Source organism: Streptococcus gallinaceus (assembly GCF_024170225.1).
GTDB classification, from domain to species: Bacteria; Bacillota; Bacilli; order Lactobacillales; family Streptococcaceae; genus Streptococcus; species Streptococcus gallinaceus.
In genome coordinates, this window is sequence record NZ_JALJXU010000009.1 from 36,828 (window position 1) to 62,731 (window position 25,904).

24 protein-coding genes are annotated in these 25,904 nt (G+C 43.1%); 2 read left to right on the forward strand and 22 right to left on the reverse strand.

The genetic code is table 11. The features are described from left to right. Positions 1-10: 10 nt before the first annotated feature. The 10 genes from J2T50_RS09535 to J2T50_RS09580 all read right to left on the reverse strand — a co-directional run bounded on the left by J2T50_RS09535 (position 11) and on the right by J2T50_RS09580 (position 11,325). Complete coding sequence (locus J2T50_RS09535) at positions 11-559, reverse strand: ECF-type riboflavin transporter substrate-binding protein (RefSeq protein WP_253366082.1); 549 nt, start codon at positions 557-559, stop codon at positions 11-13. A 109-nt stretch (positions 560-668) separates the two neighbouring features. Beyond that, positions 669-1,658 carry a lipoate--protein ligase gene (gene lplA, locus J2T50_RS09540; RefSeq protein WP_253366085.1) on the reverse strand — a complete coding sequence of 330 codons (990 nt, stop codon included), beginning with the start codon at positions 1,656-1,658 and terminating at the stop codon, positions 669-671. A 147-nt stretch (positions 1,659-1,805) separates the two neighbouring features. Next, positions 1,806-2,786: a siderophore ABC transporter substrate-binding protein gene (locus J2T50_RS09545; RefSeq protein ID WP_253366087.1), complete on the reverse strand. Its 981-nt coding sequence runs from the start codon at positions 2,784-2,786 to the stop codon at positions 1,806-1,808. Positions 2,787-2,800: 14 nt separating this feature from the next. Beyond that, the gene (locus J2T50_RS09550; protein ID WP_366515786.1) at positions 2,801-3,553 is read right to left on the reverse strand and encodes an iron ABC transporter ATP-binding protein; all 753 of its coding nucleotides are present in this window, start codon (positions 3,551-3,553) and stop codon (positions 2,801-2,803) included. Beyond that, on the reverse strand, positions 3,549-4,520 hold the full coding sequence (locus J2T50_RS09555; protein WP_253366091.1) for an iron chelate uptake ABC transporter family permease subunit: 972 nt from the start codon (positions 4,518-4,520) through the stop codon (positions 3,549-3,551). The genes J2T50_RS09550 and J2T50_RS09555 overlap by 5 nt, the downstream gene beginning before the upstream one ends. Beyond that, a complete protein-coding gene (locus tag J2T50_RS09560; protein WP_253366094.1) occupies positions 4,507-5,469 on the reverse strand; it encodes an iron chelate uptake ABC transporter family permease subunit in 963 nt (320 codons plus the stop codon). The genes J2T50_RS09555 and J2T50_RS09560 overlap by 14 nt, the downstream gene beginning before the upstream one ends. Before the next feature lie 147 nt (positions 5,470-5,616). Further along, the gene (lpdA, locus tag J2T50_RS09565; protein ID WP_253366096.1) at positions 5,617-7,371 is read right to left on the reverse strand and encodes a dihydrolipoyl dehydrogenase; all 1,755 of its coding nucleotides are present in this window, start codon (positions 7,369-7,371) and stop codon (positions 5,617-5,619) included. Between the two features lie 149 nt (positions 7,372-7,520). Beyond that, positions 7,521-8,909 carry a dihydrolipoamide acetyltransferase gene (locus J2T50_RS09570; RefSeq protein ID WP_253366098.1) on the reverse strand — a complete coding sequence of 463 codons (1,389 nt, stop codon included), beginning with the start codon at positions 8,907-8,909 and terminating at the stop codon, positions 7,521-7,523. A 132-nt stretch (positions 8,910-9,041) separates the two neighbouring features. Beyond that, positions 9,042-10,037 (reverse strand): alpha-ketoacid dehydrogenase subunit beta, encoded by a 996-nt coding sequence (locus J2T50_RS09575; RefSeq protein WP_253366100.1) that lies wholly within the window; start codon positions 10,035-10,037, stop codon positions 9,042-9,044. 319 nt (positions 10,038-10,356) lie between these two features. Further along, on the reverse strand, positions 10,357-11,325 hold the full coding sequence (locus J2T50_RS09580; protein ID WP_253366102.1) for a thiamine pyrophosphate-dependent dehydrogenase E1 component subunit alpha: 969 nt from the start codon (positions 11,323-11,325) through the stop codon (positions 10,357-10,359). A 232-nt stretch (positions 11,326-11,557) separates the two neighbouring features. Between J2T50_RS09580 and J2T50_RS09585 the strand changes: the two genes are divergently transcribed. Continuing rightward, a complete protein-coding gene (locus J2T50_RS09585; protein WP_253366104.1) occupies positions 11,558-12,226 on the forward strand; it encodes a trimeric intracellular cation channel family protein in 669 nt (222 codons plus the stop codon). An 11-nt stretch (positions 12,227-12,237) separates the two neighbouring features. Here the strand turns inward: J2T50_RS09585 and J2T50_RS09590 are convergent, their stop codons facing one another. The 5 genes from J2T50_RS09590 to J2T50_RS09610 form a co-directional block, all read right to left on the reverse strand. Then, positions 12,238-12,873 carry a copper homeostasis protein CutC gene (locus J2T50_RS09590; protein WP_253366106.1) on the reverse strand — a complete coding sequence of 212 codons (636 nt, stop codon included), beginning with the start codon at positions 12,871-12,873 and terminating at the stop codon, positions 12,238-12,240. Next, on the reverse strand, positions 12,866-13,789 hold the full coding sequence (locus J2T50_RS09595) for a DMT family transporter (RefSeq protein ID WP_253366108.1): 924 nt from the start codon (positions 13,787-13,789) through the stop codon (positions 12,866-12,868). Before J2T50_RS09595 ends, J2T50_RS09590 begins: the two co-directional genes overlap by 8 nt. Further along, the gene (gene treR, locus J2T50_RS09600; RefSeq protein ID WP_253366110.1) at positions 13,773-14,510 is read right to left on the reverse strand and encodes a trehalose operon repressor; all 738 of its coding nucleotides are present in this window, start codon (positions 14,508-14,510) and stop codon (positions 13,773-13,775) included. Before treR ends, J2T50_RS09595 begins: the two co-directional genes overlap by 17 nt. Positions 14,511-14,730: 220 nt before the next feature. Then, positions 14,731-16,209, reverse strand: coding sequence for a UDP-glucose--hexose-1-phosphate uridylyltransferase (gene galT / locus J2T50_RS09605; RefSeq protein ID WP_253366112.1), 1,479 nt, complete (start codon positions 16,207-16,209; stop codon positions 14,731-14,733). A gap of 12 nt (positions 16,210-16,221) precedes the next feature. Next, positions 16,222-17,394, reverse strand: a complete 1,173-nt coding sequence (locus J2T50_RS09610) for a galactokinase (protein ID WP_253366114.1) — start codon at positions 17,392-17,394, stop codon at positions 16,222-16,224. A gap of 125 nt (positions 17,395-17,519) precedes the next feature. On the opposite strand from J2T50_RS09610, the gene J2T50_RS09615 reads away from it, so the two are divergent. Further along, entirely contained in the window at positions 17,520-18,515 is a 996-nt protein-coding gene (locus tag J2T50_RS09615; RefSeq protein WP_253366116.1) for a LacI family DNA-binding transcriptional regulator, read from the forward strand. A gap of 150 nt (positions 18,516-18,665) precedes the next feature. Here J2T50_RS09615 and gatB read toward each other — a convergent pair whose 3' ends face one another. The 7 genes from gatB to J2T50_RS09650 form a co-directional block, all read right to left on the reverse strand. Beyond that, positions 18,666-20,105 (reverse strand): Asp-tRNA(Asn)/Glu-tRNA(Gln) amidotransferase subunit GatB, encoded by a 1,440-nt coding sequence (gene gatB, locus J2T50_RS09620; RefSeq protein ID WP_253366118.1) that lies wholly within the window; start codon positions 20,103-20,105, stop codon positions 18,666-18,668. Beyond that, positions 20,105-21,571, reverse strand: a complete 1,467-nt coding sequence (gene gatA, locus J2T50_RS09625) for an Asp-tRNA(Asn)/Glu-tRNA(Gln) amidotransferase subunit GatA (RefSeq protein WP_253366120.1) — start codon at positions 21,569-21,571, stop codon at positions 20,105-20,107. The genes gatB and gatA overlap by 1 nt, the downstream gene beginning before the upstream one ends. Continuing rightward, complete coding sequence (gene gatC / locus J2T50_RS09630) at positions 21,571-21,873, reverse strand: Asp-tRNA(Asn)/Glu-tRNA(Gln) amidotransferase subunit GatC (RefSeq protein ID WP_253366122.1); 303 nt, start codon at positions 21,871-21,873, stop codon at positions 21,571-21,573. The genes gatA and gatC overlap by 1 nt, the downstream gene beginning before the upstream one ends. Before the next feature lie 30 nt (positions 21,874-21,903). Continuing rightward, positions 21,904-22,980: an endonuclease/exonuclease/phosphatase family protein gene (locus J2T50_RS09635; RefSeq protein WP_253366124.1), complete on the reverse strand. Its 1,077-nt coding sequence runs from the start codon at positions 22,978-22,980 to the stop codon at positions 21,904-21,906. 113 nt (positions 22,981-23,093) lie between these two features. After that, positions 23,094-23,645, reverse strand: coding sequence for a cysteine hydrolase family protein (locus J2T50_RS09640; protein ID WP_253366126.1), 552 nt, complete (start codon positions 23,643-23,645; stop codon positions 23,094-23,096). 6 nt (positions 23,646-23,651) lie between these two features. Further along, positions 23,652-24,440 carry a GTP-sensing pleiotropic transcriptional regulator CodY gene (codY, locus tag J2T50_RS09645; protein ID WP_253366128.1) on the reverse strand — a complete coding sequence of 263 codons (789 nt, stop codon included), beginning with the start codon at positions 24,438-24,440 and terminating at the stop codon, positions 23,652-23,654. A gap of 130 nt (positions 24,441-24,570) precedes the next feature. Next, the gene (locus J2T50_RS09650; RefSeq protein ID WP_253366130.1) at positions 24,571-25,785 is read right to left on the reverse strand and encodes a pyridoxal phosphate-dependent aminotransferase; all 1,215 of its coding nucleotides are present in this window, start codon (positions 25,783-25,785) and stop codon (positions 24,571-24,573) included. Positions 25,786-25,904: the final 119 nt, after the last annotated feature.

Here is a 25,904-nt window from a genome sequence, read left to right on the forward strand (position 1 = left end):
AGTCCCTTTCTTATTTATCAATGGATAGGCTGCCTGCCTGTGTCCGTGAGTTCGCGTAGAATTTTACCAAAAGTGTCCCTGCAACACCAATTGTTACAGCATTGGCAATCCCTGCAATCAAGCCTTGGGTAAAGCTTTTATTTGCTGGCTCTTGGTAGATAATAATATCCAGTAAGGGCGCCACAAGTCCCCAAGAAATTACATTGGCAATAATCTGCGTTCCATTAAATAACAGAATGTCCTTAGAGGTAAAGATACCTTCCTCCACGCGCAGACGTTTTTTCAATAATCCGATCAAGAATCCTAGCAAACCTGAAGCCAAAATCCATGACCACCATGGGCTGTAGCTGACAGAATCTTTGACAGTATGCCCGATAAAACCAATTAAAAAGCCAACAACAGGGCCAAAAATGACTGAAAAGAGTGACTGCACTGCGTATTGGAGTTGGATATTTGTATTGGGTACAAAGGTTGGAATGTTGACAACTAGACCAATCACAACGAATAAAGCTGCTCCGATCCCTGTTGCGACAACTGTTTTGATTGAATGTTGTTTCATGATATCTCCTAAATAGTCCTATTTGTCCAAAGAACTCCTCTATTATAACGAAAAATCACCTATTTGACTAATAGATGATTTTTATTGTAGATTTTAGATTTTCCTATCACTAGGCAACGATGGCTTTGGCAACTTCTTCCACTGTCATTCGTGAGAAATAGCGAGTTGTGTCAATGGTTTTGAGATTTTCCAAGACATCTTGGTATTCGTAGCGAGTACCGACTAATAATTCTTCGATGTCTGCTACGTCTTCAATCCCAAAGAAGTCCCCGTAGATTTTAATGGAAGCGATAAGAGATTTTTCTGTTTGGATATAAGAAGTGATTTTACCAGCTGGGTAACGTACCGCACGCTCAACTGTGTATTCAGGTGCTTTTCCGTATGTCCAGTCCCAGTTTGCAAATTGCTGGTCACGCAAGTTTTGGATAGCAGCCAATTCTGTTTCATTGAGGACGTATTCTTCCATATCAGGATATTCTTCCTTCATCTGGTTTAGAATGGCATCGCTAAACTCTTGTACCGTGATCTTGTCTTCCAAGTGATCTACAATATTAGTCACACGCGCACGAACAGATTTAACACCTTTGGACTCGATTTTATCTTTTGAAACTTTAAGGGCTTGCCCAAGGACAGACATATCCACATCAAAGAGCAAGCAACCGTGGTGCATCATGCGTCCGTTGAAATAAGCTTGGGCATTTCCTGCAAATTTTTGCCCGTCAATTTCAAGGTCGTTACGTCCTGTAAATTCAGCCTTGACGCCCAATTTTGCTAGTGTATCAATCACAGGTTTTGAGAAAGTTTTAAAGTCAAAAGCTCCCTCATCTGCTTTATTGGAAATGATGGTGTAGTTGAGGTTGTTAAGGTCATGGTAAACCGCCCCACCACCTGACAGACGACGCACGACATGAATGCCATGAGCATCTGTAAATTCCTTATTGATTTCTTGAATGGTATTTTGGTGTTTCCCAACGATTATGGCTGGCTCATTGATCCAAAGAATGAAAATTTCATCCAACTCTTTCAATTCACGAAAGGCATAAGCCTCCAAGGCAATATTGTAAGCTGGATCATTTGATTGGTTGACGATGTATTTCATGTGAAACTCCTCTTCATCTTGTTAGCATTTACAGGATTATTATAACAGAAAAAAACTTGATTTCGGAAGATATGAACCGAAAATTTGTCTCCTTGAATGTTCGTGTAGAAATGAAAGAGACCAGAAGTTTTGACTTCTGGATTCTTTTTATTTTCCAGCATAGGCTGCGACTTCATCAATCATCAGCTCAGTTGACTCCAAGCCACCTCCTGATAAGTACCATAGGTCTGCTGTTAATGAAACAATTCCTTTGTTTTTACCTGCATTTGTTGCTTGAACCAAGTCATTTTTCAACGCAGATTCATTTTTAGAATGATCGCTACCGATAGCCAAGCTACGGTCAACTACAAAGATTAAATCTGGGTTCAATTGATGGATACCTTCAAATGAAATCATCGCCCCGTGTTTCCCAGCTTTCGCTGCGTCTTCTACTACCATCTCTGTCGCTTTGAAGCCTAGGTCCTTATAGAGAAGGCCGTAGCGACCTGTTGCAGGAATAGCTGCGATAGCTCCTTCGTTCAAGAGAACTGTCAAAGCTTTCTTTTGGCTTTCTTGGTTTGCTTTGGCAACTTTTTCTACTTTTTTATCCAATTTTGCGAGTGATTTTTTAGCTTTTTCTTGACCTTTTTCACCGAATAATTTGGCCAATTCTTGGATATTTCCCTTGATAGATGCCCAAGGTTTGTCCTTATCGGTTGCAAAGTAAATCGTTGGAGCAATCTTCTTGAATTCTGCCACCTTATCCGCTGTACGGCCGGAAGCAATAATCAAATCTGGCGCCAATTCAGCAAGAGTTTCCATGTTTACTTCTTTTAAGTTACCGACATTCGTGATTGATTTTTTATTTTTAAAATCTTTTAAGTAGGCTGGCAAGGTGTCTTTAGGCATCCCAACAATTGTGTCTTCAAAGCCCAGTGCACGAATGCTGTCCGCAACACCATTATCCAAGACAACAATTTTTTTCGGATTTGCCTTCAATGTCACTTGACCACTTGCATCGGTCAATGTGATTTCCTGTGCTGCTGGCTTTTCTTTTTCAGCTGTTTTTTTGCTTGCACAAGCCACAAGACCTACTGTAAGCACACTCATCAAGATAACTTTTACTACTGTTGCTAATTTCTTTTTCATTTTTTCTCCATTTCTTATTGATATAAACAAATCGGCCGGCCATTGATAATGGCCAGTTCTAAGTTAATGTCATAGATTTCCTCTAGGACTTCTTTTTTCATAACATGGCTAGGACTACCTTGGCAAAAGACCTGACCATCTTTGAAAGCGACCATGTGGTCAACAAATTGGCTCGCGACATTGATGTCATGGATAACGACAACAACCGTCTTCCCCATCTTATCTACCAAGTCACGTAAGGTACGCATCATCAGAATACCTTGCTTCATATCTAGATTATTGAGCGGCTCATCGAGCAAGATAATATCTGTATCTTGAGCCAATACCATGGCAATAAAGACCCGCTGCAACTGTCCTCCCGACAACTGGTCAACATAGCGATCACGAAATTCGTCCAAGCCCATATGGGCTATTGCTGCTTGAATTTTTTCAAAATCCTCCTCTTTCAAACGACCTTGACTGTAAGGAAATCGTCCAAAAGAAACCAGTTCTTCAACAGTTAGCTTGGATTGGCAATGAATCTGCTGCTTCAAAATGGCTAATTCTTGTGCAAATTCTCTGGAACCCCAACTATCAATTTCCTGTCCTTTGATATACAGACAGCCCTCTTCTTTTTTCATCAGCCGGCTCATGAGACTAAGAAGAGTTGACTTCCCAGCACCATTTGGCCCAATAAAAGCTGTGAATCGCTTCGGAAATACCTGTAAATCGTCCACTTGTAGGACAGGAGCTTGACCGTAAGTTTTGCTTACTTGCTCCACCTTAATCATATCTCAAACGCTCCTTATACACTAGATAGAGGAAGAAACTCCCACCAAACAGCTCCAATATCATACTGATTGTCACGGCATATTGGAAAAATCGCTCTACCAACATTTGCCCATACACCAAAGAAACAAATCCAAGACAAGTCGCTACCAAAAAAAGACAGTGGTGTTGGTATTGTTTGACAAGGCGGTAGGTAAGATTGGCAACTATAAACCCAAAGAAAGAAAGCGGTCCAACCATAGCCGTCGTGCTAGCAGTCAGGATAACAACCGCCCACAAAACACGTCTCTGTACTGCTTCCACATCCACACCAAGAGACAATGCCTGCTCCTTACCCAGGTGTAAGACATCTAAAACTGGATAAAGACGATAGAGATAGTAAGCCAAGATAAGAGTCGCCAGTCCAACTAACACCAACACATCTTGATGTGCATGCTGGAAGGACGCAAATAACTTGCCTTGCAACTTATCGTATTCATTTGGATCCATGAGAATTTGCATAAAGGTTGATAGACTGCGCAAAAGTGTACCCAATGACATACAGATGAGTAAAATCGTTCCGAATCCTCTGGATAACAATTGCTTCAACAGAGGCTGTAAGGCTCCGAAAAAAAGCAATAAGAGACCTAGAACAATGAGAAATTCAACCTGAACTGATGGTTGGTGTTGATTGGCCCATCTCCAAAAAAAGAAGAGATAGGTCGACTGGATAAAGACGTACAAACTCTCCAATCCCAAAACCGCAGGTGTTAAAAATCGATTTCCCGTTACCGTCTGAAAGCTAATCGTCGCAAAACTTGCCGCTACAGCTACCACTAGATAGACCAAGATTTTTTTCAATCGCAACTGGAAAATATAGTCCGACATCCCTGCTGACTTGGGTAAAAAGTACAGCAGTAGACCTACAACGACTACTAACATCAACATTCCCAGAATGAACTTGGTTCTGACTTTAAGCTGCTGCATGCTTCTCCTCCTTCCAAAGAACCCGGATTAGAAAGACAGAACCCAAGACACCAAGGACGACTGAAACTGAGAGCTCGTAAGGCCAAACAACCAGACGCGCCACAATATCGCAGCACAAGACCAGCAAGACACCGACAAGGAACACTTTGCCTCTGATTTTTCTAAAATAATCCCCATAGCGCTGACGGACAAGATTCGGTATGATGACTCCCAAAAATGGCAAGCCTCCCACTGTAATCATCGTCACAGCCGTCGATAGAGCAACTAAAAAGAGAGCAATTTGCTCCATTTTCTGAAAGGGCAAGCCCAAGCTACGACTAGCGGACTCTCCAAGTGCCATCAGAGAAAAACTCTCTGTAACGAACCAGATCCCCACGCAGACTACTATCGTCAAAAAGAGCCACTCAAACTGATTGCGCTGAATCATGGTATACGAACCTTGTGTCCAGGAAGACATGGATTGAACCAATTGAAAACGATAGGCAATCATCTCTGCAATCGCCCCAATGATCCCACCAAACAGGATTCCAACCAGAGGCAGCATCCATTTTTCATGAAAAGAACACTTACGGACAAAGGTCAAAAAGAGCAGACTTGCCCCCATTGCTGCCACAAAGGCAAAGGTCATTTTTTGAAATAAATTAGCCTGGGGAAAGAAGAAGAGAGAGACCAACATTCCCAGCTGTGCAGCTTCTACCGTTCCCGTGGTAGACGGCCCTGCATATCGGTTTTGTGTGACGGTCTGCATCAAGAGTCCCGATAAACTGACCGAGCCTGCGGATAGGACGATGGAGATTGTCCTAGGAAGCCTTGCCTCTAAGAAAACTCTCAGCGCCCCCTTATCCCCACTAAAAAGACCGACCCAAGAAAAGGCCGAGCTCGATCCGACACTCAAGGAAAGCAACAGCAACCCACCGAGCAAAATGAACAACCATCTATCCTTTCTCACCACTTCCTCCTTTCAAACATTTTGTTCATGAACTATATTTACTTTAACAAAAGCGATTTCAAAAGTCAATATTATATTAAAATTATCAGACTATTTAGCTAAAATTAAAACAAAAAAGAAGCCCTAAGGCTTCTTTTAACAAATAGATTATTTACGTTTTGGTGGGTTGTGGATGGCTTCACCCAATACGTCAGCAAATGCTTCGTACATCACTTCAGAGAACGTTGGGTGTCCGTGGATTGACAAGAGCAATTCATCAACTGTCAATTCATTTTCCATGATAGTTGCAGCTTCGTTAATCATTTCAGCAGCAGCTGGACCAATGATGTGTACACCAAGAATTTCGTGGTATTTAGCATCAGCGATAACTTTTACAAAACCTTGTGCTTCGTTTGAAGCAATGGCACGACCGTTACCAGTAAAGCTGTTTTTACCGATAAGGATATTGCCGTATTGTTCACGCGCTTGTTCTTCTGTCAAACCAACCATAGCCACTTCAGGGTGTGTGTAAACAGCAGCCGGAGTGAATTCAAGGTTAGCCTTGCGGTGGTTGCCTTTCATGGCATTTTCAGCAGCAACTTCACCCATACGGTAAGCTGCGTGGGCAAGCATTTTCGTACCGTTGACATCACCTGGTGCGTAAATACCTGGGATTGATGTTTCTTGGTATTCGTTAACCTTGATACGGTTGCGGTCCATTTCAAGGTTCAGATTTTCAAGTCCATTCATTTGTGGTACACGACCGATTGAAAGAAGGGCTTTTTCAGCTACAACTTCTTCGCCGTTGTTGAGTTTCAATGTCAATTGGTTGTTTGCTTCAACGATTTCAGAAACACCAACTGATGTTTTGATCTTCATACCTTTCTTAGCAAGAATTTTTTGAAGTTCAAGTGACACTTCTTTATCCATTGCAGGGATGATGCGGTCAGCCATTTCGATAACCGTTACGTCAACACCGTATGATGCCCAGACAAGACCAAGCTCGATACCAACGACACCACCACCCATAACAGCAAGTGATTTTGGCATTTCACGAAGATCAAGGATATCATCTGATGTCAAGACAAGTTTAGACTCGATACCTGGGATGTTGATGCGAGAAACTTTTGAGCCTGTTGCAAGAATTACGCTACGACCTTTGATTGTTTCAGAACCGATGGTTACAGTCTTGTCAGGATTTACTTGACCAAGACCATTGAAGATAGTGACTTTATTGGCTTTAAGGAGACCTTGAACACCGCCTGTCAAAGTCTTAACAACAGTGTTTTTGAAGTCAACAGTTTTATCCATATCGATAGTGTAGTTTGTCGATGCCAAGTTGATCCCGCGACCTGCTGCATGTTTGATACCGTCTAGGATTTCAGCATTTTTAAGGTAAGTTTTTGTTGGGATACAACCCACATTCAAGCAGGTACCACCAAATTCAGATTTTTCAACAATAGCAACTTTACCACCAAGTTGAGCACCTTTAATGGCAGCGTAGTAACCAGCAGGACCACCACCGACAACAATCATGTCGTATTCATTTGCAGCCAAGTCTGCTTTTGGAGCTTGTGCCGCTGCAGCTGGTGTAGATGGAACTTCAAGTCCAGCAGCTTTCAAGTCAGCAGTTGCTTGAGTTACTTGAGCAGCAGCTGGTGCAGCTGATTCGCCGACCACTTCGCCTTCAGCACCGATGTAACCAATCACTTCTGTGACAGGAACAACTTCGCCGTTACCGCGAACGATTTTTAGCAAGACACCTGAGTCTTCTGCTTCCAATTCCATGCTTGTCTTATCAGACATCATTTCCAAGATAACGTCGCCTTCGTTGACAACATCACCTTCTTGTTTTTTCCACTCGATGATTTCTCCTTCTTGCATGTCAACGCCAAGTTTAGGCATAATAATTTCTACAGCCATGTTAATTTTTCCTTTCAAAACTCTTTTTGATTCTTGTCTAAGGTGGTGGGGACATCAGCGAACCTTTGGTTCTATGACTTATTTTTGAGACACAGCGACAAGAATCTGATTTGCTCACTTTGTTCGCTTATTTATATAAATTATTTCACTCAGATAAGCAATTCTAATGGATTTTCAAGTAAGTTTTTGAGATCCACCATGAATTTGGCACCGTTCATACCGTCGATGATACGGTGGTCAATGGTCAAGCAAAGTGCCATGATTGGGCGAATTTTCACTTCTCCGTCAACCACAACTGGTGTTTGAACAGTTGAAGCTACACCCAAAATTGCTGAGTTTGGTTGGTTGATGATTGGGTTGAATGTCTTAGTACCAAACATTCCCAAGTTTGTGATAGAGAATGTTGAACCAGACATTTCAGCACCTTTCAACTTACCTGATTGTGCTTTTTTGATAACATCTTTTGAAGCAACCACGAAGTCTGACAAGCTCATCTTATCTGCACCGTGAACAACTGGTACGACAAGTCCTTCATCAAGACCTACGGCGATACCAAGGTTGACAAATTTGTGCAATTCGATTTCTTGTGCGTCATTGATAAGTGAAGCGTTCATGTAACGATGTTCTTCTTTCATCAATGTACGTGTAACAGCAAGTCCAATCAAGTCTGTAAAGGTTACTTTGAGACCTGTTTTGTTCATGATTGGCTCAAGAATTTGTTTACGAAGTGCCATGAGGTTTGTCATGTCAATATCGTAGTTGAGCGTAAAGGTTGGAGCTGTAAGGTAAGAGTTGACCATTCCTTTTGAAATTGCCTTACGCATAGCAGACATCTTGATGATTTCCACGCCTTCTGGCAATTCTTTAGCAGGTTTTTCAGCTGTCTTAGCTGCTGCTTCCGTTTGTGCTGGAGCTTGCGCTGCAAGGTGAGCAAGGATATCTTCCTTAGTAACCTTACCAGAATGACCTGTCCCTGCAATAGCAGCCAAGTCAATTCCGTTATCTACAGCCATTTTACGAGCAAGTGGTGTTGCTTTTGGTTGTGCATTCTTGAAGTCTTCTACGTCAACCTTGTGCACACGACCATTGGCACCTGTTCCTGGAACGCTTCCTAGGTCAAGACCCAAGTCTTTTGCCGCTTTGCGAGCTGCTGGTGTTGCGCGAACTTTTCCACCACCTTGAGGTGCTACGGCTGGTTTTACTTCAGCTGCTACTGGAGCAACTGGCGCAGGTGCTGCTTCTTGAACAGGAGCCGCTGCTGGTGCTGGACTTGCTGCTGCAGCCACATCAACTGTTTCACCTTCTGCACCGATGTAACCAATAACTTCGGTAACAGGCACAACTTCGCCATTGCCGCGAACGATTTTAATCAAGACACCTGACTCTTCAGCTTCCAATTCCATGCTGGTTTTGTCAGACATCATTTCCAAGATAACGTCGCCTTCATTGACAACATCGCCTTCTTGTTTTTTCCACTCGATAATTTCGCCTTCTTGCATATCAACACCGAGCTTTGGCATGATGATTTCTACTGCCATGAATTTTCCTTCTTTCTAAAACATGTAAAATCTAGCAGGATTGACGCCCTGCCAGATTGAAACGGATAACCTTTTAAAAACGATGACGATTGCTACTGAACAAGCTCTCGCATGTTTTTGGGCGGCTATCAATTAGCCACGGTTCACTTGTTTGTAGATTGCAGCTTTGATTTTTTCTACGTTTGGCAAGACTGCATTTTCAAGGATATTGGCATAAGGAACAGGGACATCATCAGATGCGATACGAACAACTGGTGCATCCAAGTAATCAAATGCTTCACTTTCAGTGATGATTGATGCGATTTCGCCGATAAATCCACCTGTTTTGTAGGCATCATTAACCAAGATAACTTTACCAGTTTTCTTAACAGAGTTGATGATGATTTCTTTATCAAGCGGAATCAAGGTACGTGGGTCCACCACTTCAACGCTGATACCTTCTGCAGCAACTTCTTCAGCTGCTTGCAAGACGCGTTCCAACATACGACCGTATGATACGATGGTTACGTCTGTACCTTCGCGCTTGATTTCCCCTTTACCAAGTGGGATGTAGAAGTCTGGGTCTTGGTTGACTTCTTCTTTTTTACCATAAAGCGCTTTTGGTTCCAAGAAAATAACTGGGTTATTGTCTTGGATTGAAGATTTCAAGAGACCTTTTGCATCATTTACTGTACCAGGTGCAACGACCTTGATACCTGGAATATGTGTCAACCACGCTTCAAGTGATTGTGAGTGTTGAGCTGCTGATCCGATACCTGAACCTGATGCAACACGGAAAGTTACTGGTGTTTTCAAACCACCACCAAACATATAGTTTGTTTTGGCAGCTTGGTTAACAATGGCATCAAGTGCAATCGTAACGAAATCCATGAATGTCAAGTCTACGATTGGACGAAGACCTGTTTGGGCTGCACCAACTGCTGAACCAGCGATAGCCGCTTCAGAGATAGGAGTGTCGCGAACGCGTTTTTCGCCAAATTCTGCCAACATACCAACAGAAGTACCGAAGTCACCACCGTAGATACCGACATCTTCACCCATCAAGAATACTGTTTCATCCTTACGCATTTCCTCGCTCTGAGCAAGATTGATGGCTTCACGCAAGGCCATTACTTTTGTTTCAGTCATTTAACTATTCTCCTCTAATAAAATACCGATTTTAGATTTGTCATCCTATAAAATACGAAATTGTAGTCGCAAGTAGGCAGGTCAACCAATGGCATCCGCCGGAGTGATTCCTGCGTTGATTGTTTTATTCAATCGAGTTCAGACTAAGCACTGGGTAAAATCTACCCTCTTAGTTCTAACGCAGTTGACATCTGGCAAAAGCCTACGTTTCATGACTTGGCTTTTACCTAGTTGTCATTGCGGGGGTCTCGCAACGAAGTTTTGATAAACTTCTGCTTGGCCGCCTATTTTTACTGTGTGCTTTTAACGTCTTCACATCTTAATCTACAAATACGTCTTCGTAAGCTACTGAGATGTCTGGATCTGGGCTTTCTTGAGCAAATTTCACTGATGCTTCAACTTCTTCAGCGACTTGTGCTTCAATCGCATCCAACTCTGCAGCTGTAACGATCTTGTTTTCAGTCAAGTAAGCGCGGTATTTTTTAAGTGGATCTTTGGCTTTCCAGCTGTCCACTTCTTCTTTTGTACGGTACACACCAGCATCCGCTGTTGAGTGACCAAACCAACGGTATGATTCTACCTCAACGATAGCAGGACCATTGCCAGCACGAACATACTCAATCACTTCATGCATTTTTTCATAAACGGCAACAACGTCATTTCCGTCTTCAACATAGTGACCTGGAATGCCGTAAGCATCTGCACGAGTGTAAAGGTGAGGAATTTTTGTTGAGTAGCTAATATCTGTTGAGATACCGTAACGGTTATTGATGATGAAGAAAATAACTGGTAAATTCCAAACAGCAGCCAAGTTTACAGATTCGTGGAATGAACCTTCGTTGGTTGCAGAGTCACCTGAAAAGGCGATAACAATGTTGTTTGTGCCAGTGTATTGCTGAGTAAGGGCTGCACCAACTGCGAGGGCATAACCACCACCAACAATACCATTTGTTCCGTAGTTTCCTTTTTCAAGGTTGGCCAAGTGCATAGACCCACCACGACCTTTTGATGAACCAGTTGCTTTACCAGCAAGCTCAGCCATCATCGCGTTGATGTCAATTCCTTTAGCGATTGTCTGACCATGACCACGGTGGTTTGAGAAGATAATATCTTGGTCTGTCAAGTCAGCGATTGCACCAACTGAAGCTGCCTCTTCACCAACTGAGAAGTGAGTCATCCCTTGGACAAAGCCACGACGAACCAATTTATTAAGTTTCATATCAACATCGCGGATTTGTTGCATTTTCAAAAACATATCCAAGTGTTGCTCTTTTGAAATAGATACCATATTTTCCTCCAATGTATTTCTCTTTCTGTACTATGATAGACCAAAGATTCACAAATAGCAAATAATTGGTCTGAACATTTCTTGTCCAAAAATTCTAAAAAACCTTGCCCCAGCTGACTTTTCACTCTATTAAGCTTGCCTATCAATTAGTGCTAAGTTATCTTTTTCACAAACTTTCACGCCATCTTGAAAAGCCTTTCATTTTATGTTAATATGTCACAGGGAGGATGACATGGAATTTGAATTGTTTCTTTTAATTTGTAACTACATCGGCACCATCGCCTTCGCCGTCTCTGGCGTGGTCAAGGGCTTCAATAAAAATCTAGATATTTTCGGTATTACACTTCTAGGAATTTTAACCGCTGTCGGCGGCGGAATCATTCGCGATATGATGACTGCTCGCATTCCCGCTGCGCTAACAGATCCAACTTCTATCTATCTTGCCATTGCCGTGGCCTTGATTATGTATCTCTTTGTCATCACGAGAAAAACCGACAAATTACAACATCAGCAGATGTATCGTTTTCTAGCTATTACCAATCTGGTTTTCGATGCCATCGGCTTAGCCATTTTTGCCCTCATTGGTGCAAGCGCAGGCGTTGAATTGCACTTAAACTTTATGACTTCCGGCATCCTTGCCACTTTAACAGGTGTCGGTGGCGGTATTTTACGCGATCTCTTGGTCAATGAAACACCTATCGTCCTCAAGGAAGATGTCTACGCAGTTCTTGCATTCCTTGCTGGTATCGCCTATCATATTTTGGTTTTGGACTTTCATTTGCCACGAATCCCTGTCTACATAGCCCTCTTCACCATTGCGCTGGTCATCCGTCTCCTCGTCATCAAATACCACGTTAACCTACCTAATATGTCATTGAAAGAAAAAGTCTCTAAGAAATAACTTAGAGACTTTTATAGTTTACAAATCTTTGTGCCGTGCACTTCTGCCACGCCCGTTTTTGCCATGACTTCTTGGTAGTTTTCTAAACTCACTCCGCCGCCAGCTAGAATAGCAATGTTCCCTTGTGCATGATTGACCAATTGCGCCAACCAATGGAAGTTGTCCTCAATGCGAGTACCCGCCGGACCGCCATGGGTCAAAATCCGGGTCACGCCTCGGCTAGCTAACCAATCAATGGCCTCCAATTGGTCCGCTGGCGTCAGCAAATCAAATGCCATGTGGCAGACGATTTCGAGACCTTCAGAAGCCTCAATCAGGGCTTCCATGCTACTTTTATCCAGCTGATGATCAGGCCTTAAAGCACCAAAAACGACACCATCCGTACCACAAGCACGCGCCATGGCAATATCTTCCATCATGATGCCTATTTCGTCTTTGGTATAGACAAAATTCCCACCTCTGGGCCGAATCATGGTCATAACCGACACCTGATGCGCTTCCCCCAAGCGACAGACATAAGACACGACCCCAGGGCTGGGAGTCGTTCCCCCGACAGCCAAATTATCACACAATTCAATCCGCTTAGCCCCAGCAGCAATGGCTGCAGCTATATCTGTATGATTTTCCGCACAAAATTCTTTAATCATTTCTCTCTCCGTTCACCTGCCGTTTTTGCAAGAGAAAATCCTTGGTGGATATTCCCATAACGGCGAGTAAAATCAATAACATTCCCACTAAATCCATGGGATAAAACAGTTCATGCACCAGTAAGACTGAAAAGAAAACCGATGCTACTGGCTCAATAGAAGCGAGTAGACTTCCTTTTGCAGAGCCAACCTTACTCACACCTTCCAAGAAAACTGTGTAGGCAAAAATGGTTCCAATACCGACTATCCCTACTAGGGCCAAAAGATTACTTGTCGTCAAAGGCAGGCTGTAATTCCAAGTTTGAAAGCCAAGTGTCATCACCAATCCACCAGATAACATTCCAAGTCCCATGACGGTCAAACTGCCAAATTCGCGAATCAAGCGAACTGGCAAAATAATATAAATGGCATAGGTCAGAGCGGAGAAGATTCCCCAGAATAACCCCAGTGGAGTTACCGCCAGACTCGTTACTTGCCCGTGAGTCGCAATCAAGACCGTACCACCAATTGCTAATAAAATAGCCAGTACCTCCACCAGTGTCGGCCGTTGTCGATTGTGAAGACAGGTATAAGCCAGTACCAAGACTGGACAAAGGTACTGGAGAACCGTTGCCGTTCCTGCATTCGTGTGCTGGATGGCAACCAGATAGGCCAGTTGGTTAAACGCCATTCCCAGCATACCAAAGATAAAAATATGAAGCAAGGCACGCTTGTCACGAAGGGTTCGTTTTAGATTGTCTGGAGCGGTCATTTGTGCCAATACTAACAAAAACAAACCCGCAATCAGCAAACGTAGACTGGTAATCTGAATGACACTGATCCCATTTGCAATCAGCACTTGACCGCTTACCCCTGAAATCCCCCAAGCCGTACCGGCAATCAAGGTATAGATTGTTCCTTTAGTTGTCTCCTTCATTCGCATCCCTCTTTAACTTCTTCCGACGGGCATAATCAATAAATTTGAACTTATCCAAGCGGTGTCGGCTTTCCGTATATTGAAATTGCGGTCCATCTTCTAAAAAGACTTCTGATTTTATCAAGACCAAACTCTCATCTCGCGTATCCAACCAAATTTTTTCTTGAAGACTCGTATGCTCAACTGTAATTTCTTTGCGAGCATAAGCAATAGACAGTCCCAATTCTTCTTCAACATAAGCATAAATCGAGTCTTCAACAGCTTCTCGAGGCATTTCTGGCACCAAGTCCGTCCGGAAATAATCCGTATCCACGATAGCAGGTTTGCCTTCCAAGTACCGAATACGAATAATCTTCCAAACCTCTTGACCTGTTCTAAAACCAGACTGCTTGGCCAAGGAAGACGTCACCTTTTTCTTTTCCAACGAAATCATTTGAGTATGTACATTGAGATTCATACTGGTACTCACTTCGCGGTAACTGTTGAGACCAGAAAGCGGAAAGTTCAACTGTTCACTTTGGATAACTAGAGTGCCACGTCCTTGTTGGCGTCGGATAAATCCCTGCTCGGTCAGCATCTCCAAGGATTTGCGAATGGTTGCCCGACTGGCTTGGTATTGCTCTTGCAACCGTTCTTCCGTCGGCAATAAACTGTTTACTGGATAAACGTGTTGGATAATTTTTTCTTTCAAATCATTGAAAATTTCCTGATATTTTCTCATTTTTTCTTCTAACTTTTCTTTATTTGCAGTCTCTATTATAACAAATTTTCCATCTTAAAAGGGAATTATTCAGACTTTCCGAACAATGAATTTCGGTTTGTTCACTTTTTTACGTTTTTCCTAAAATGAACGGGTTAGCATTTCAGTCAACCAACAGTTCTACCTAAATTGCAACAGTAGAGAACCTAGGACAGACGCCCTAGGTTCTTTTTCTACCTCATCAAACAAGACCAATGCTATCTACAAAACGCATGAAGGCGGCTTGCCCTTCTTCTGTTCGTTTATAGACACCCGCATCCTCTAGCACACGACTAAATACCTGCCCCACTGCTGTCTGAACGGTACTAGCAACCGTCGCTTCCGTTACTTCTGGATGAGCTGCTTTGAGATCATCAGCCCATTCTTGATGATAATCTGCCACAGCATCCACCTTGCCTAGCAAATAATCTGCCACAACAGCCAATTCCTCCTTAAGACGAGGCGGTAAAATAGCCAGCCCCATCACCTCAATCAGCCCGATATTTTCTTTCTTGATGTGCTGAACATCTTGGTGGGGATGATAAATACCATCTGGAAATTCTTCCGAAGTTTGATTGTCTCTCAAAACCAAGTCTAATTCAAACAAGTCTCCCTTTCGACGAGCAATCGGGGTGATGGTATGATGGACTTGTCCGTTTGAGTACGCTAAAATACCGACTGCTGGGTCTGAGTAAGTCTGCCATGCCGTCAGAATTTTTTCTGACAAGCCCAGCAAGTCCTGCTTAGAAACACTGGTCAGGCGTAAGACAGACATGGGCCATTTAACAATCCCTGCTCGCACTTGCTCAAATCCTGCAAAGGTAAACTCTCTGTCCAGCTCTGCCTTTTCCATGGCAAAGGTATGCCGTCCTCCTTGGTAATGCTCATGTGTCAAAATCGATCCACCGACAATCGGCAAGTCGGCATTGGAACCCGCAAAATAACCTGGAAACTGCTCAACGATGTCCAAGAGACGCTTGAAAGTCACTGGACTAATCTGCATCGGCTCATGCTGACCGTAAAAGAAGATACAATGCTCATTAAAGTAGGCATAGGGTGAATATTGAAAGCCCCATGTTTCCCCTTCCATCTGATAACGAATGACACGATGATTGGCACGTGCTGGATGATTGATACGACCTTGGTAGCCTTCATTTTCCATACAAAGCTGGCAGGCAGGATAGCTAGACGACTTGGCCAACTTGGCTGCTGCAATGGCTTTGGGATCCTTTTCAGGCTTGGATAGGTTGATGGTAATCTCCAAGTCACCATACTCTGTCTCCGCTGGAAAATAGATATTGCGCTCAATGGCCTTGACCTTGACATAGTCATTGCGTTTGCTGAGGGCATAAAAGTCAGCAATGGCCTGCTCAGGATGAGCTTGGTAGGTATCCCAAAAACGCTGATTGACCTGACTAGGACTTGGTGTCACAAAATCCATGAGCTGAGCTCCGACGATATCCTGTTCTTCTAGTAGCTCGCCCGATTTCCCATTTTTAACAGCAAGAGTTAAGAGTTCATCCTTGAGGTCAATGAGGCTTGTAGCCTGTGTCTGACACTCTACCCCCTCTTCACCGACCAGAGCCATGACTCGATTTTTCAGGTAAATACTATCCAGCTCTGTAAAGTCACTATGCTCGATAATCTGCTCAATAAATTTTCCAATAAGTGTCTCTGTCATCTGATTTCCTATCTAGTTTCGTGAAAGAACACGTGAACCTGCTGCGATTTCAGCGATATAAAAACTTGGCGCATAACCGACCACTTGGCTGTACTTCTGACCAACTTGCTCGATGAAATTGTCCACCTTGTCTTTGGCAACGATGGCAATGCCACAACCGCCAAATCCTGCTCCTGTCATGCGAGCTCCCAATACACCTTCTTGCTCCCAAGCGGTATGAGCTAGGGTATCTAGCTCCAAACCTGTCACTTCATAATCATGCTCCAAGGAAACATGAGAGGCATTGACCAAACGGCCAAATTTCTCTAACTCTCCAGCCAACAAGGCTGCTTTGGCTTGAAGTGTCCGTTGGTTTTCAAGAACTGCATGGCGGGCGCGTTTGAGACGATTTTCATCCTTGATGAGATAAGCGTATTCGTCAAAGTCCTGCGCATCTAGTTGACCCAGAGTCTCAATATCCAAGACCGCATTTAACTCCTCAACTGCTTTTTCGCATTCCGCACGGCGTTCATTGTACTTGGAATCCGCCAATTCACGACGCTTATTTGTATTCATGATGACGATGACATTGTCGCCCAAATCAAGCGGAACCAGCTCATATTCCAAAGTATTGGTATCTAGGTAAATGGCCTGCTTGTCCGCACCCATCCCGATAGCAAATTGGTCCATAATACCAGAATTTACTCCGATAAAATGATTTTCCGTTTGCTTGCCGATTTTGACCAAGTCCAGACGGTCCAGCTTCAAGTCAAACAACTCTTCTGCTATAAGCCCAATCAGCAACTCCAAGGAAGCCGATGACGACAGACCAGAACCATTTGGAATATTCCCAAAGATATAGATATCCATCCCTTTGTCAATCACATGACCTGCTTCCTGCAAGAATTTCAAGACACCTTTCGCATAGTTAGCCCAGTTATCTTCCTTCTTATACACCAATTCATCTAGAGAAACGTCAATGACACCTAGGTCTTCAAAATTTCCTGAGTAAAAACGAAGAGTCCGATCATCACGCTTACGAGCCGCACCATAGATCCCTAGCGTAATGGCCGCTGGAAAAACATGCCCGCCGTTATAGTCCGTATGTTCTCCAATCAGATTGATCCGACCTGGTGAGAAAAAAGTTGCATCTGCTTGTTCAGCAAAAATTGCTTGAAATGCTTGATTCAATTCTGTTGTATTCATGGACTTCTCCTTTTTGTAACCGTTTTTATTTCATTGTATTTTTTTCTAGTATTCTTGTCAATATTTTTACTAAAGTTTTACCAACTATGCTATACTAGTTTTACTAGATAAAAAAGGAAAACAATATGGCCACTATCAAAGAAATCGCAACATTAGCCGGCGTCTCCATTGCTACCGTATCGCGCGTACTCAATAAGGACGAAAGCATGTCCGTCAGTGCTCCTACTCGCGAGCGAATTTTCCAAATAGCCGACCAGCTTGGCTATACCCGCCACAAGAAAAATATCCTCGCCTATCCACATCGGAAAAAAATTGCCATCATTCAATGGTACACGCAAAATGAAGAGCTCAACGACCTTTATTATTATTCCATTCGGATTGGCATTGAACGACGTGCTTTGGAACTGGGCTATGATTTAGTCCGAATTTTTCATGACCATCCGCTGAGCGATGCCCATGGGGTCGACGGCATCATTGCTATCGGAAAATACAGTCCGCACCAAATTGCTATTTTTGAAAGTATCTCATCGCATCTAGTCTTCGTCGATAGTGATACCTTGAACAATGGGCACACCTGTATTACGACTGACTTTCAGCATACCACGCGCAATGTCCTTGATTATTTTATCCAACAGGGACAGACAGAGATTGGACTGCTCATTGGACAAGAATGGACAGAGGACAAGTCCCAGCCCCTGCTCGACCCGCGTTTTGAAACTTTTCAATCCTACCTGACCAGCAAAAAACTCTACAAGCCCGAACATGTCTTCATCGGGCAATTTACCAGCGATAGCGGCTACCAACTCATGACCCAAGCCCTAAAAAAAAGCCAACTTCCACAAGCCTTTTTCATTGCTAGCGATACCATGGCCATCGGTGCCCTTCGGGCCCTCCAGGAAGCAGGTATCCAAGTCCCTGAGCAAGTTAGCCTCATTGCCTTTAATGATACAGCCGTTGCCAAGCAAGTTTATCCTGCTCTGTCCTGCGTGACCGTTTTTACGGAGGAAATGGGTGCTAGCGCCCTAACCAGTCTAGATGCTATCTTATCCGCAGATAGCCCTACCATTCCTCGTATGATCCAGCTAGCAACCAAACTAACGCTGCGTGGGACCAGTAAATAAATAGCACCTAACCTAACAGTCAGGCAAACATAAAAATAGCTTGTCCGGTTTTCGAACAAGTCATTTGAAGAATATATAATTGGAAATAACTAAAAAGAGTGATTCGAGTTACATAAATCTAGCTCAATCACTCTTTTTATCATTGTTTGTTTAATCCAATAGTTTAGCCAATTCTTGTGCCAACAATTGTTGTGCGACTTGAGGGTTGGCTTGTCCTTTTGTGGCTTTCATGAGGAAGCCTGTAAAGGCCTTGTCGGCGTTGCGTTTACCTGACTTGAAGTCGGCAACAGCTGCCTCATTGTCTGCAAAGACTTGGTGGATAATTGGGATAAGGACCGCTGGGTCAGAGACTTGAACAAGTCCTGCTTTTTCCACGTACTCACGCGCAGAACCACCGTTTTTCGCCAAGTGAACGAAGACTTTCTTGGCAATCTTAGAAGAGATGGTACCGTCTTGGATAATGGCAATCATTTCCACCAAGTTTTCTGGTGTTAGGGCGATGTTTTCAAGACTAGTTGACTCCGCATTGAGATACTGAGCAACCTCACCTTGGAGCCAGTTAGATACGAGTTTGGCATCGCCACCAAGTGCCACTGCTTTTTCAAAAAAGTCTGACAAGTTCTTGGTCGCTGTCAATTGACCTGCATCATAGGCTGACAGACCGAGGTCTGCCACATAGCGCACACGACGTGCTTTTGGAAATTCTGGTAATTCCTGACGCATGTCCTCAATCCAAACATCGTCAATCACATAAAGCGGTAGGTCAGGCTCTGGGAAGTAACGGTAGTCAGCTGCCCCTTCTTTGACACGCATGAGGATAGTTCCCTTATTGGCTTCATCGTAACGACGCGTTTCTTGTTGAATTTGTCCACCACTACGAAGGATTTTCGCTTGGCGCTCCACTTCAAACTCGAGACCTTTGCGGACATTGCTAAATGAGTTGAGATTTTTCAACTCTGTCTTGGTACCAAAGGCTTCTTGACCATAAGGACGAAGAGAAATATTCGCATCCACACGCATAGATCCCTCTTCCATCTTCACATCAGAGATGCCTGTGTACTGGATGATTTCTTTAAGAGCCGTCAGGTAGGCATAGGCCTCTTCTGGACTACGCATATCTGCTTCAGATACAATTTCAATCAATGGCACACCTTGACGGTTGAGGTCAACATAGGAATAACCGTCTGTACTGTGAGTATTTTTACCCGCATCTTCTTCCAAATGGGCACGCTCAATGCGGATTTTTTTAGTCGAACCATCTTCAAGCGTGATGTCAATCCAGCCATCGTAACCAATCGGCTCATCAAATTGAGAAATTTGGTAAGCTTTGGGATTATCTGGGTAGAAATAGTTTTTGCGGTCAAAGTGCATGTGCTTGTGAATATCCATATTCAGAGCAAGCGCAGCCTTAATTCCTGCATCAATAACACCCTTGTTCATCACAGGCAAAACACCCGGGAATGACCAGTCAACAACGTTTGTGTTGCTATTTGGGTCATCACTGAAATGAGCTGGCGTTGGTGAGAAAATTTTCGAATTGGTGTTTAATTCAACGTGGACTTCAAGTCCAATAATGGTTTCAAAGTTCATTAGTTGGCACCTCCAAAAATAATCGGTTGTTGCTTATGGTAATCTGTTGTGGCTTCAAATGCTGCCGCTGCTTGATAAATGATCTCTTCTGAGTATTTTGGACCAATCAACTGCAAGCCAACTGGCAAGCCATCCACAAATCCTGATGGCAAGGAAATACCGGGAAGACCCGCCAAATTGACTGGAATGGTCAAGAGATCCGCCAAGTACATGGCAACAGGATCGTGAGTCAGGCTATCTAAATCAAAGGCAACTGTCGGTGCTGTTGGTCCCAAAATCAAGTCATAGTCCGCGAAGATCTTCTCAAAATCTTGAATAATGAGGGTACGCACCTGACCAGCTTTCTTGAAGTAAGCATCGTAGTAACCAGATGACAAGCTGAAGGTTCCAAGCATGATACGGCGTTTGACCTCTTCACCAAAACCTTGGCTACGCGTATTAACGTAGATTTCTTCTAGATTCGTCGCATCCTCAGCACGGAAACCATAGCGGATACCGTCAAAGCGTTGCAAGTTAGAGGAGGCTTCAGATGAGGCGATGATGTAGTAAACCGCAACGCCATACTTGCTATGTGGCAGGCTAACTTCTTCAACCACAGCTCCTAGTTTTTCAAAATGCTTGGCCGCTGCTAGGATATTTTCCTTGATTTTTGGATCAATACCCTCTCCCAAATATTCTTTGGGAAGAGCGATTTTCATTTCTTTGATATCTTGACCAATTTTTGACGTGTAATCCGCAATTTCAAGAGGAGCCGAAGTCGCATCCTTGGCATCTTTTCCAGCAATCACATTGAGCAGTTGCGCATTTTCTTCAACCGTTGGAGCAAATGGACCAATCTGGTCAAGAGACGAACCAAAAGCAATCAAGCCAAAACGAGAAACTGTGCCGTAAGTTGGTTTGAGACCAACGATACCATTAAAGGCTGCTGGTTGACGGATAGAACCGCCCGTATCTGAACCCAGTGACAAACGAACTTGACCAGACGCAACAGCTGCAGCTGAACCACTGGATGACCCACCAGGAACCTTGGTTTGATCCCAAGCATTTTTCGTAGCACCAAAGTAAGAAGTTTCACCAGAACTACCCATGGCAAACTCGTCCATGTTGGTCTTTCCGATGACAATCATGTCCTTTGTATAGGCATTGGCAACGGCTGTTGCATCAAAGATTGGCTCGTAGTTGTAGAGCATTTTTGAGGCTGCTGTTGTCAAAATTCCTTTCGTCGAGATATTATCTTTGACCGCAAGCGGAATTCCTGCCATGACATTGTCGGCATCGATTCCTTTTTCGTCCAAAGCCGCAGCTTGCGCTAAGGCAGCTTCTTCTGCAATAGTAACGAAAGAACCAATAGCTTCCTCACGTTTTTTAATATCTGAAAGTGTTTCTTGGGTTAACTCAACCGCAGAAATTTCTTTAGAAACCAAAAGTTCGTGCAGTTCTGAGATAGTTTTATGATTTAAAGACATTAGGCATCTCCTCCATCTTCCAAAATGGCCGGTACCTTGATAAAGTTATTTTCTTTTTCAGGCACATTTTTAAAGAGCTCTTCACGATTTGTTCCTGCTTCCGCCACATCTGCACGCACAACTGTCTTGCGATCTGCCATGGTTGAAGTCACAGGAACTCCAGTCGTATCCACTTCATTCAACAATTCAACCATGTCGACAATTTTCGATAGGGTCGTTGCAAATTCAGTCGTTTCCTGATCTGAAAATGCTAATTTTGATAAATTCGCTACATGACGAACTTCTTCTTCAGAAATTTTCATTTTATATTCCTTTCAATCCTACTGACTAGGTTAATCTTTTTTCAAATAAAAACGCATCTCAACAGGATCATGATCCGAGTAGGCATAACCTGTTTTTAACAAATGGTAATCCGTTACCGCCACATTGTCTGAGATGATAAAGCCATCCACTGTTACTGTAAATGTCCGGCCGACTTGATAGGCTTCATTGGCATCACGTACCGAATGCCCCAGTGACAAGCGCTGCGCGTCCGTCAGCCCATCCATTGCTAGAGAAAAATGTTCTCCCAAGGCCTTTCTAGGAAAGGCAGCTGTCCAAGAACGCCCACCAGGATTTTCTCCCTCTGCCGCCTCCAAATCATGGTTCAAGTCACCACCTACGATGATATAATCTCCCTTGGCATAAGCTGATTCCATCTCATCCGTCAGCATTTTCATCTGACCGTTTCGTACATTTTTATCCTGACTATAGGCAGACAGATGGACATTGATGAGGACCAATTCCTTGTCATTTTCCACCGCAAACCGCTGGACACTATAGGCACGATCCAAGTCAAAAAACTTACTAAATCCATTGCTAATGGGCAAACTCCGTCTTTGAGCAGACTTGATACCTGTCTTGGCAAAAGTCGCCAAACCAGACCGATTTTTACCATGAGGTTGCCCTAGGGGATAAAAGAGAAAACTGGAATCATAATTTACTGCAAAAGTTGAACTTTGCTTTTTCAAGTGTTCTTGCAAAAGACCGTATTGATTGACATTGTAGGACCGCGTACCAGCTAAATCAACTTCCTGAAAAAGTGAAAAATCAGGATTTTCCTTGGACACCATTTCCCCAATCGCATCCAAAGTCTGCTGCACACTAGTCTCACTTTTAGCCCAGGAAGATTTGCCACCATCCATAAAAAAAGAAAAATCAGGCAAATAAGCTCCAAACCCAACATTGTAGGTCATGATAGAGTAATCTTTCTCCGCCTCTAATTCACTATCCTTCCCTTTTTGCACAATTTGCAAGGCTTGATGATCAGGAATTCTATGGTAATCTAGAAATACATAGGCTATGTAAGAGCCAACGAGCAGTAAAAGTACAAAAATCAGGTTTCTCAGCCACCTAACAATTCCTTTCACAGAAGCCTCCTTCCTTTCATACAATCTCTATTATTATACCATAAAATCAGCTAGTTGAAGACAGAACTATCCGATGAAAAAATGTAAAAAGCCGAGTACAGACTCGGTTCTCTCTATTCGATAATCTTAGCTCCTAGGACATGTTGAAAATGGGCTAGAGCCCAGAGATGATTTTCTTCAGTCAGACTCGCCGTCGCCGATGCAACCACCTCAATCTGATAACCTAGATTGTAGGCATCAATTGCGGTATGCAACACACAAATATCTGTCAGCACTCCTGTCAAAATAACTGTACGGACACCCCGCTCTCGTAAACGAATATCCAAATCCGTTCCTGAAAAAGCAGAATAATGACGTTTGTCCAGCCAAAACACTTTCTCATCCTGACCATGTTGCGCATAAAAATCTGCCAAGCCCCCGTACAACTGGCGACCACTGGTCCCCATCAAGTTGTGCGGTGGAAATAGCTTGGTTTCCGGATGAAAAATATCCCCCTCATCATGACCATCAATGGCAAAAAAGATGTAGTTCCCTCGCTCAAAAGCTTCCTGTGTCACCTGAGCAATAGTCTGAGAAATAGCTTGGGCTGGCAAACCAGCCGTCAGCTTCCCATCATCTGCCACAAAATCAAGAGTATAATCAATTGAAATCAGTGCTTTTGTCATGCTTTTCTAATAATCTCGTTTCTTAATCTCATCAAAAATAGCTGGAATCAAGACCTTAAGATAAGTCCCCTTCATCCCCAATGAACGGCTTTCAATAATCCCTGCACTTTCAAGTTTACGAAGTGCATTGACAATCACGGAACGTGTAATCCCGATTCGGTCTGCAATCACTGAAGCTGTCAACTGACCTTCATTGCCATTCAACTCGCCCAAAATCGCTGAAACAGCCTTCATTTCAGAATAAGAAAGTGTATTAACCGCCATGTTAACAGCTGCACGACGACGAATATTTTTCTCATCTTCTTCCCGTTGGAAGTTCAACAATTGGATACCAACCACAGTTGCTGCAATTTCCACCAAAATCAAGTCATCTTCGCTAAATTGACCATCATTGCGCCAAATCAACAATGAACCAAAACGGATTCCTGTCACATGAATAGGAGCAAGTGTTGTCACACTGTTTGGATAGACTTCACGTGCCTCAATCGGAAAGGCTGTCAAGTCGCTCTCAATCGGCAAATTTGCTTCTGTGTCATACACAGCTGCTGCTGCATTGACAAACTCATCTGGAAAATGCTTGTTCTGGAAATAAGACTCTGTTCGATCATTGTTGAACTCATATTTCAAACTATACCCCAACACCAAACCAGCTGAATTCACGATACAGGAATTACAGTCAATGATATCTGCCAACTGGCTCGCAATCGCATTGTAAGGTAATTCCTCTGCTAATTTTTCCTCTGAGCGTTTCAAAATAGAGGTAATGTTGCGTGTTTTTTCAAGTAATGTAACCATAATTTCCTCATTATACTATAATTGTTTCCAGTATAACAAAAAACAAATTGAATTTCAACAATTATCAGAAAATTAAGTATTGTTTTATTTATGCAGACAATTAAAAAAACTCTCCTAAAGGAGAGTTGCTTTAGCGACGATATTGTTGCAAGAAACGCGTCATCTTTTCTTGCACTTCTGACAATTCTTCTACACGTGGCAGATAGACAACTCGGAAGTGATCTGGGTCTTTCCAGTTAAATCCACGACCGTGCACCAACATGATTTTTTCCTGTTTTAGGAAATTCAAGACAAATTGCTCATCATCATCTATGGTATACATATTGCGATCGATTTTTGGGAAAATATACAATCCAGCTTGCGGTTTAACAGCTGACAAACCTGGAATGTTATTGATCGCTTCATAAATGAAATTCCGTTGCTCGTAGATACGACCACCTGGTAGTAATAATTTATCAATAGACTGAACACCACCTAAAGACGTTTGTACAATATGCTGTGACAAAACATTTGAGCAAAGTCGCATGTTAGACAACATATTCAGTCCTTCGATATAGCCCTGGACATGTTTTTTAGGACCAGACAAGACCATCCAACCAACACGGAAACCAGCAACACGGTGTGATTTTGACAGACCATTCATAGACACACAGAAGACATCCGGTGCCAAACTAGCAATGGCAATGTGCTCTCCACCATCCATTACCAAGCGGTCATAGATTTCATCCGCAAAGATAATCAAGTCATTTTGACGGGCAATCTCCACAATTTCTTCTAAGATTTCCTTTGGATACAAGGCTCCTGTTGGATTATTGGGATTGATAATGACAATCGCCTTGGTATTCGGTGTAATTTTCGACTTAATATCATCAATATCTGGATACCAGTTAGCCTCTTCATCACAGAGATAGTGCACCGCATGTCCACCACCAAGGCTAATACAAGCCGTCCACAAGGGATAATCTGGCATAGGCACCAAGACTTCATCGCCGTTATCAAGCAAGGCTTGCATAGACATCGAAATTAGCTCTGAAACACCATTTCCAAGATAAATATCATCCACATCTACATCAGGAAATTCCTTGAGTTGACAATACTGCATAATGGCTTTTCTAGCAGAAAAAATCCCTTTGGAATCCGAATACCCTTCACTATGTCGCGCATTGGTAATCAAATCACGGATGACTTCATCTGGCGCAGTAAAACCGAATTCAGCTGGATTGCCAGTATTCAAACGCAAAATTTTCTCGCCATTGGCTCGCATCCGATTGGCTTCATCCAAAACTGGTCCACGAATATCGTAGGCCACATCTTCCAATTTCATTGACTTATTAATTTCTCTCATGGAGATTACCTCGACTTTCTATTGCTATTATTTTAGCCTAATTACCAGAAAATAACAAGAAAGAGTTTACTTTTTTGCTGAAAAGGCTTACAATATAGATATAAGTGAAAGGAGTGAAG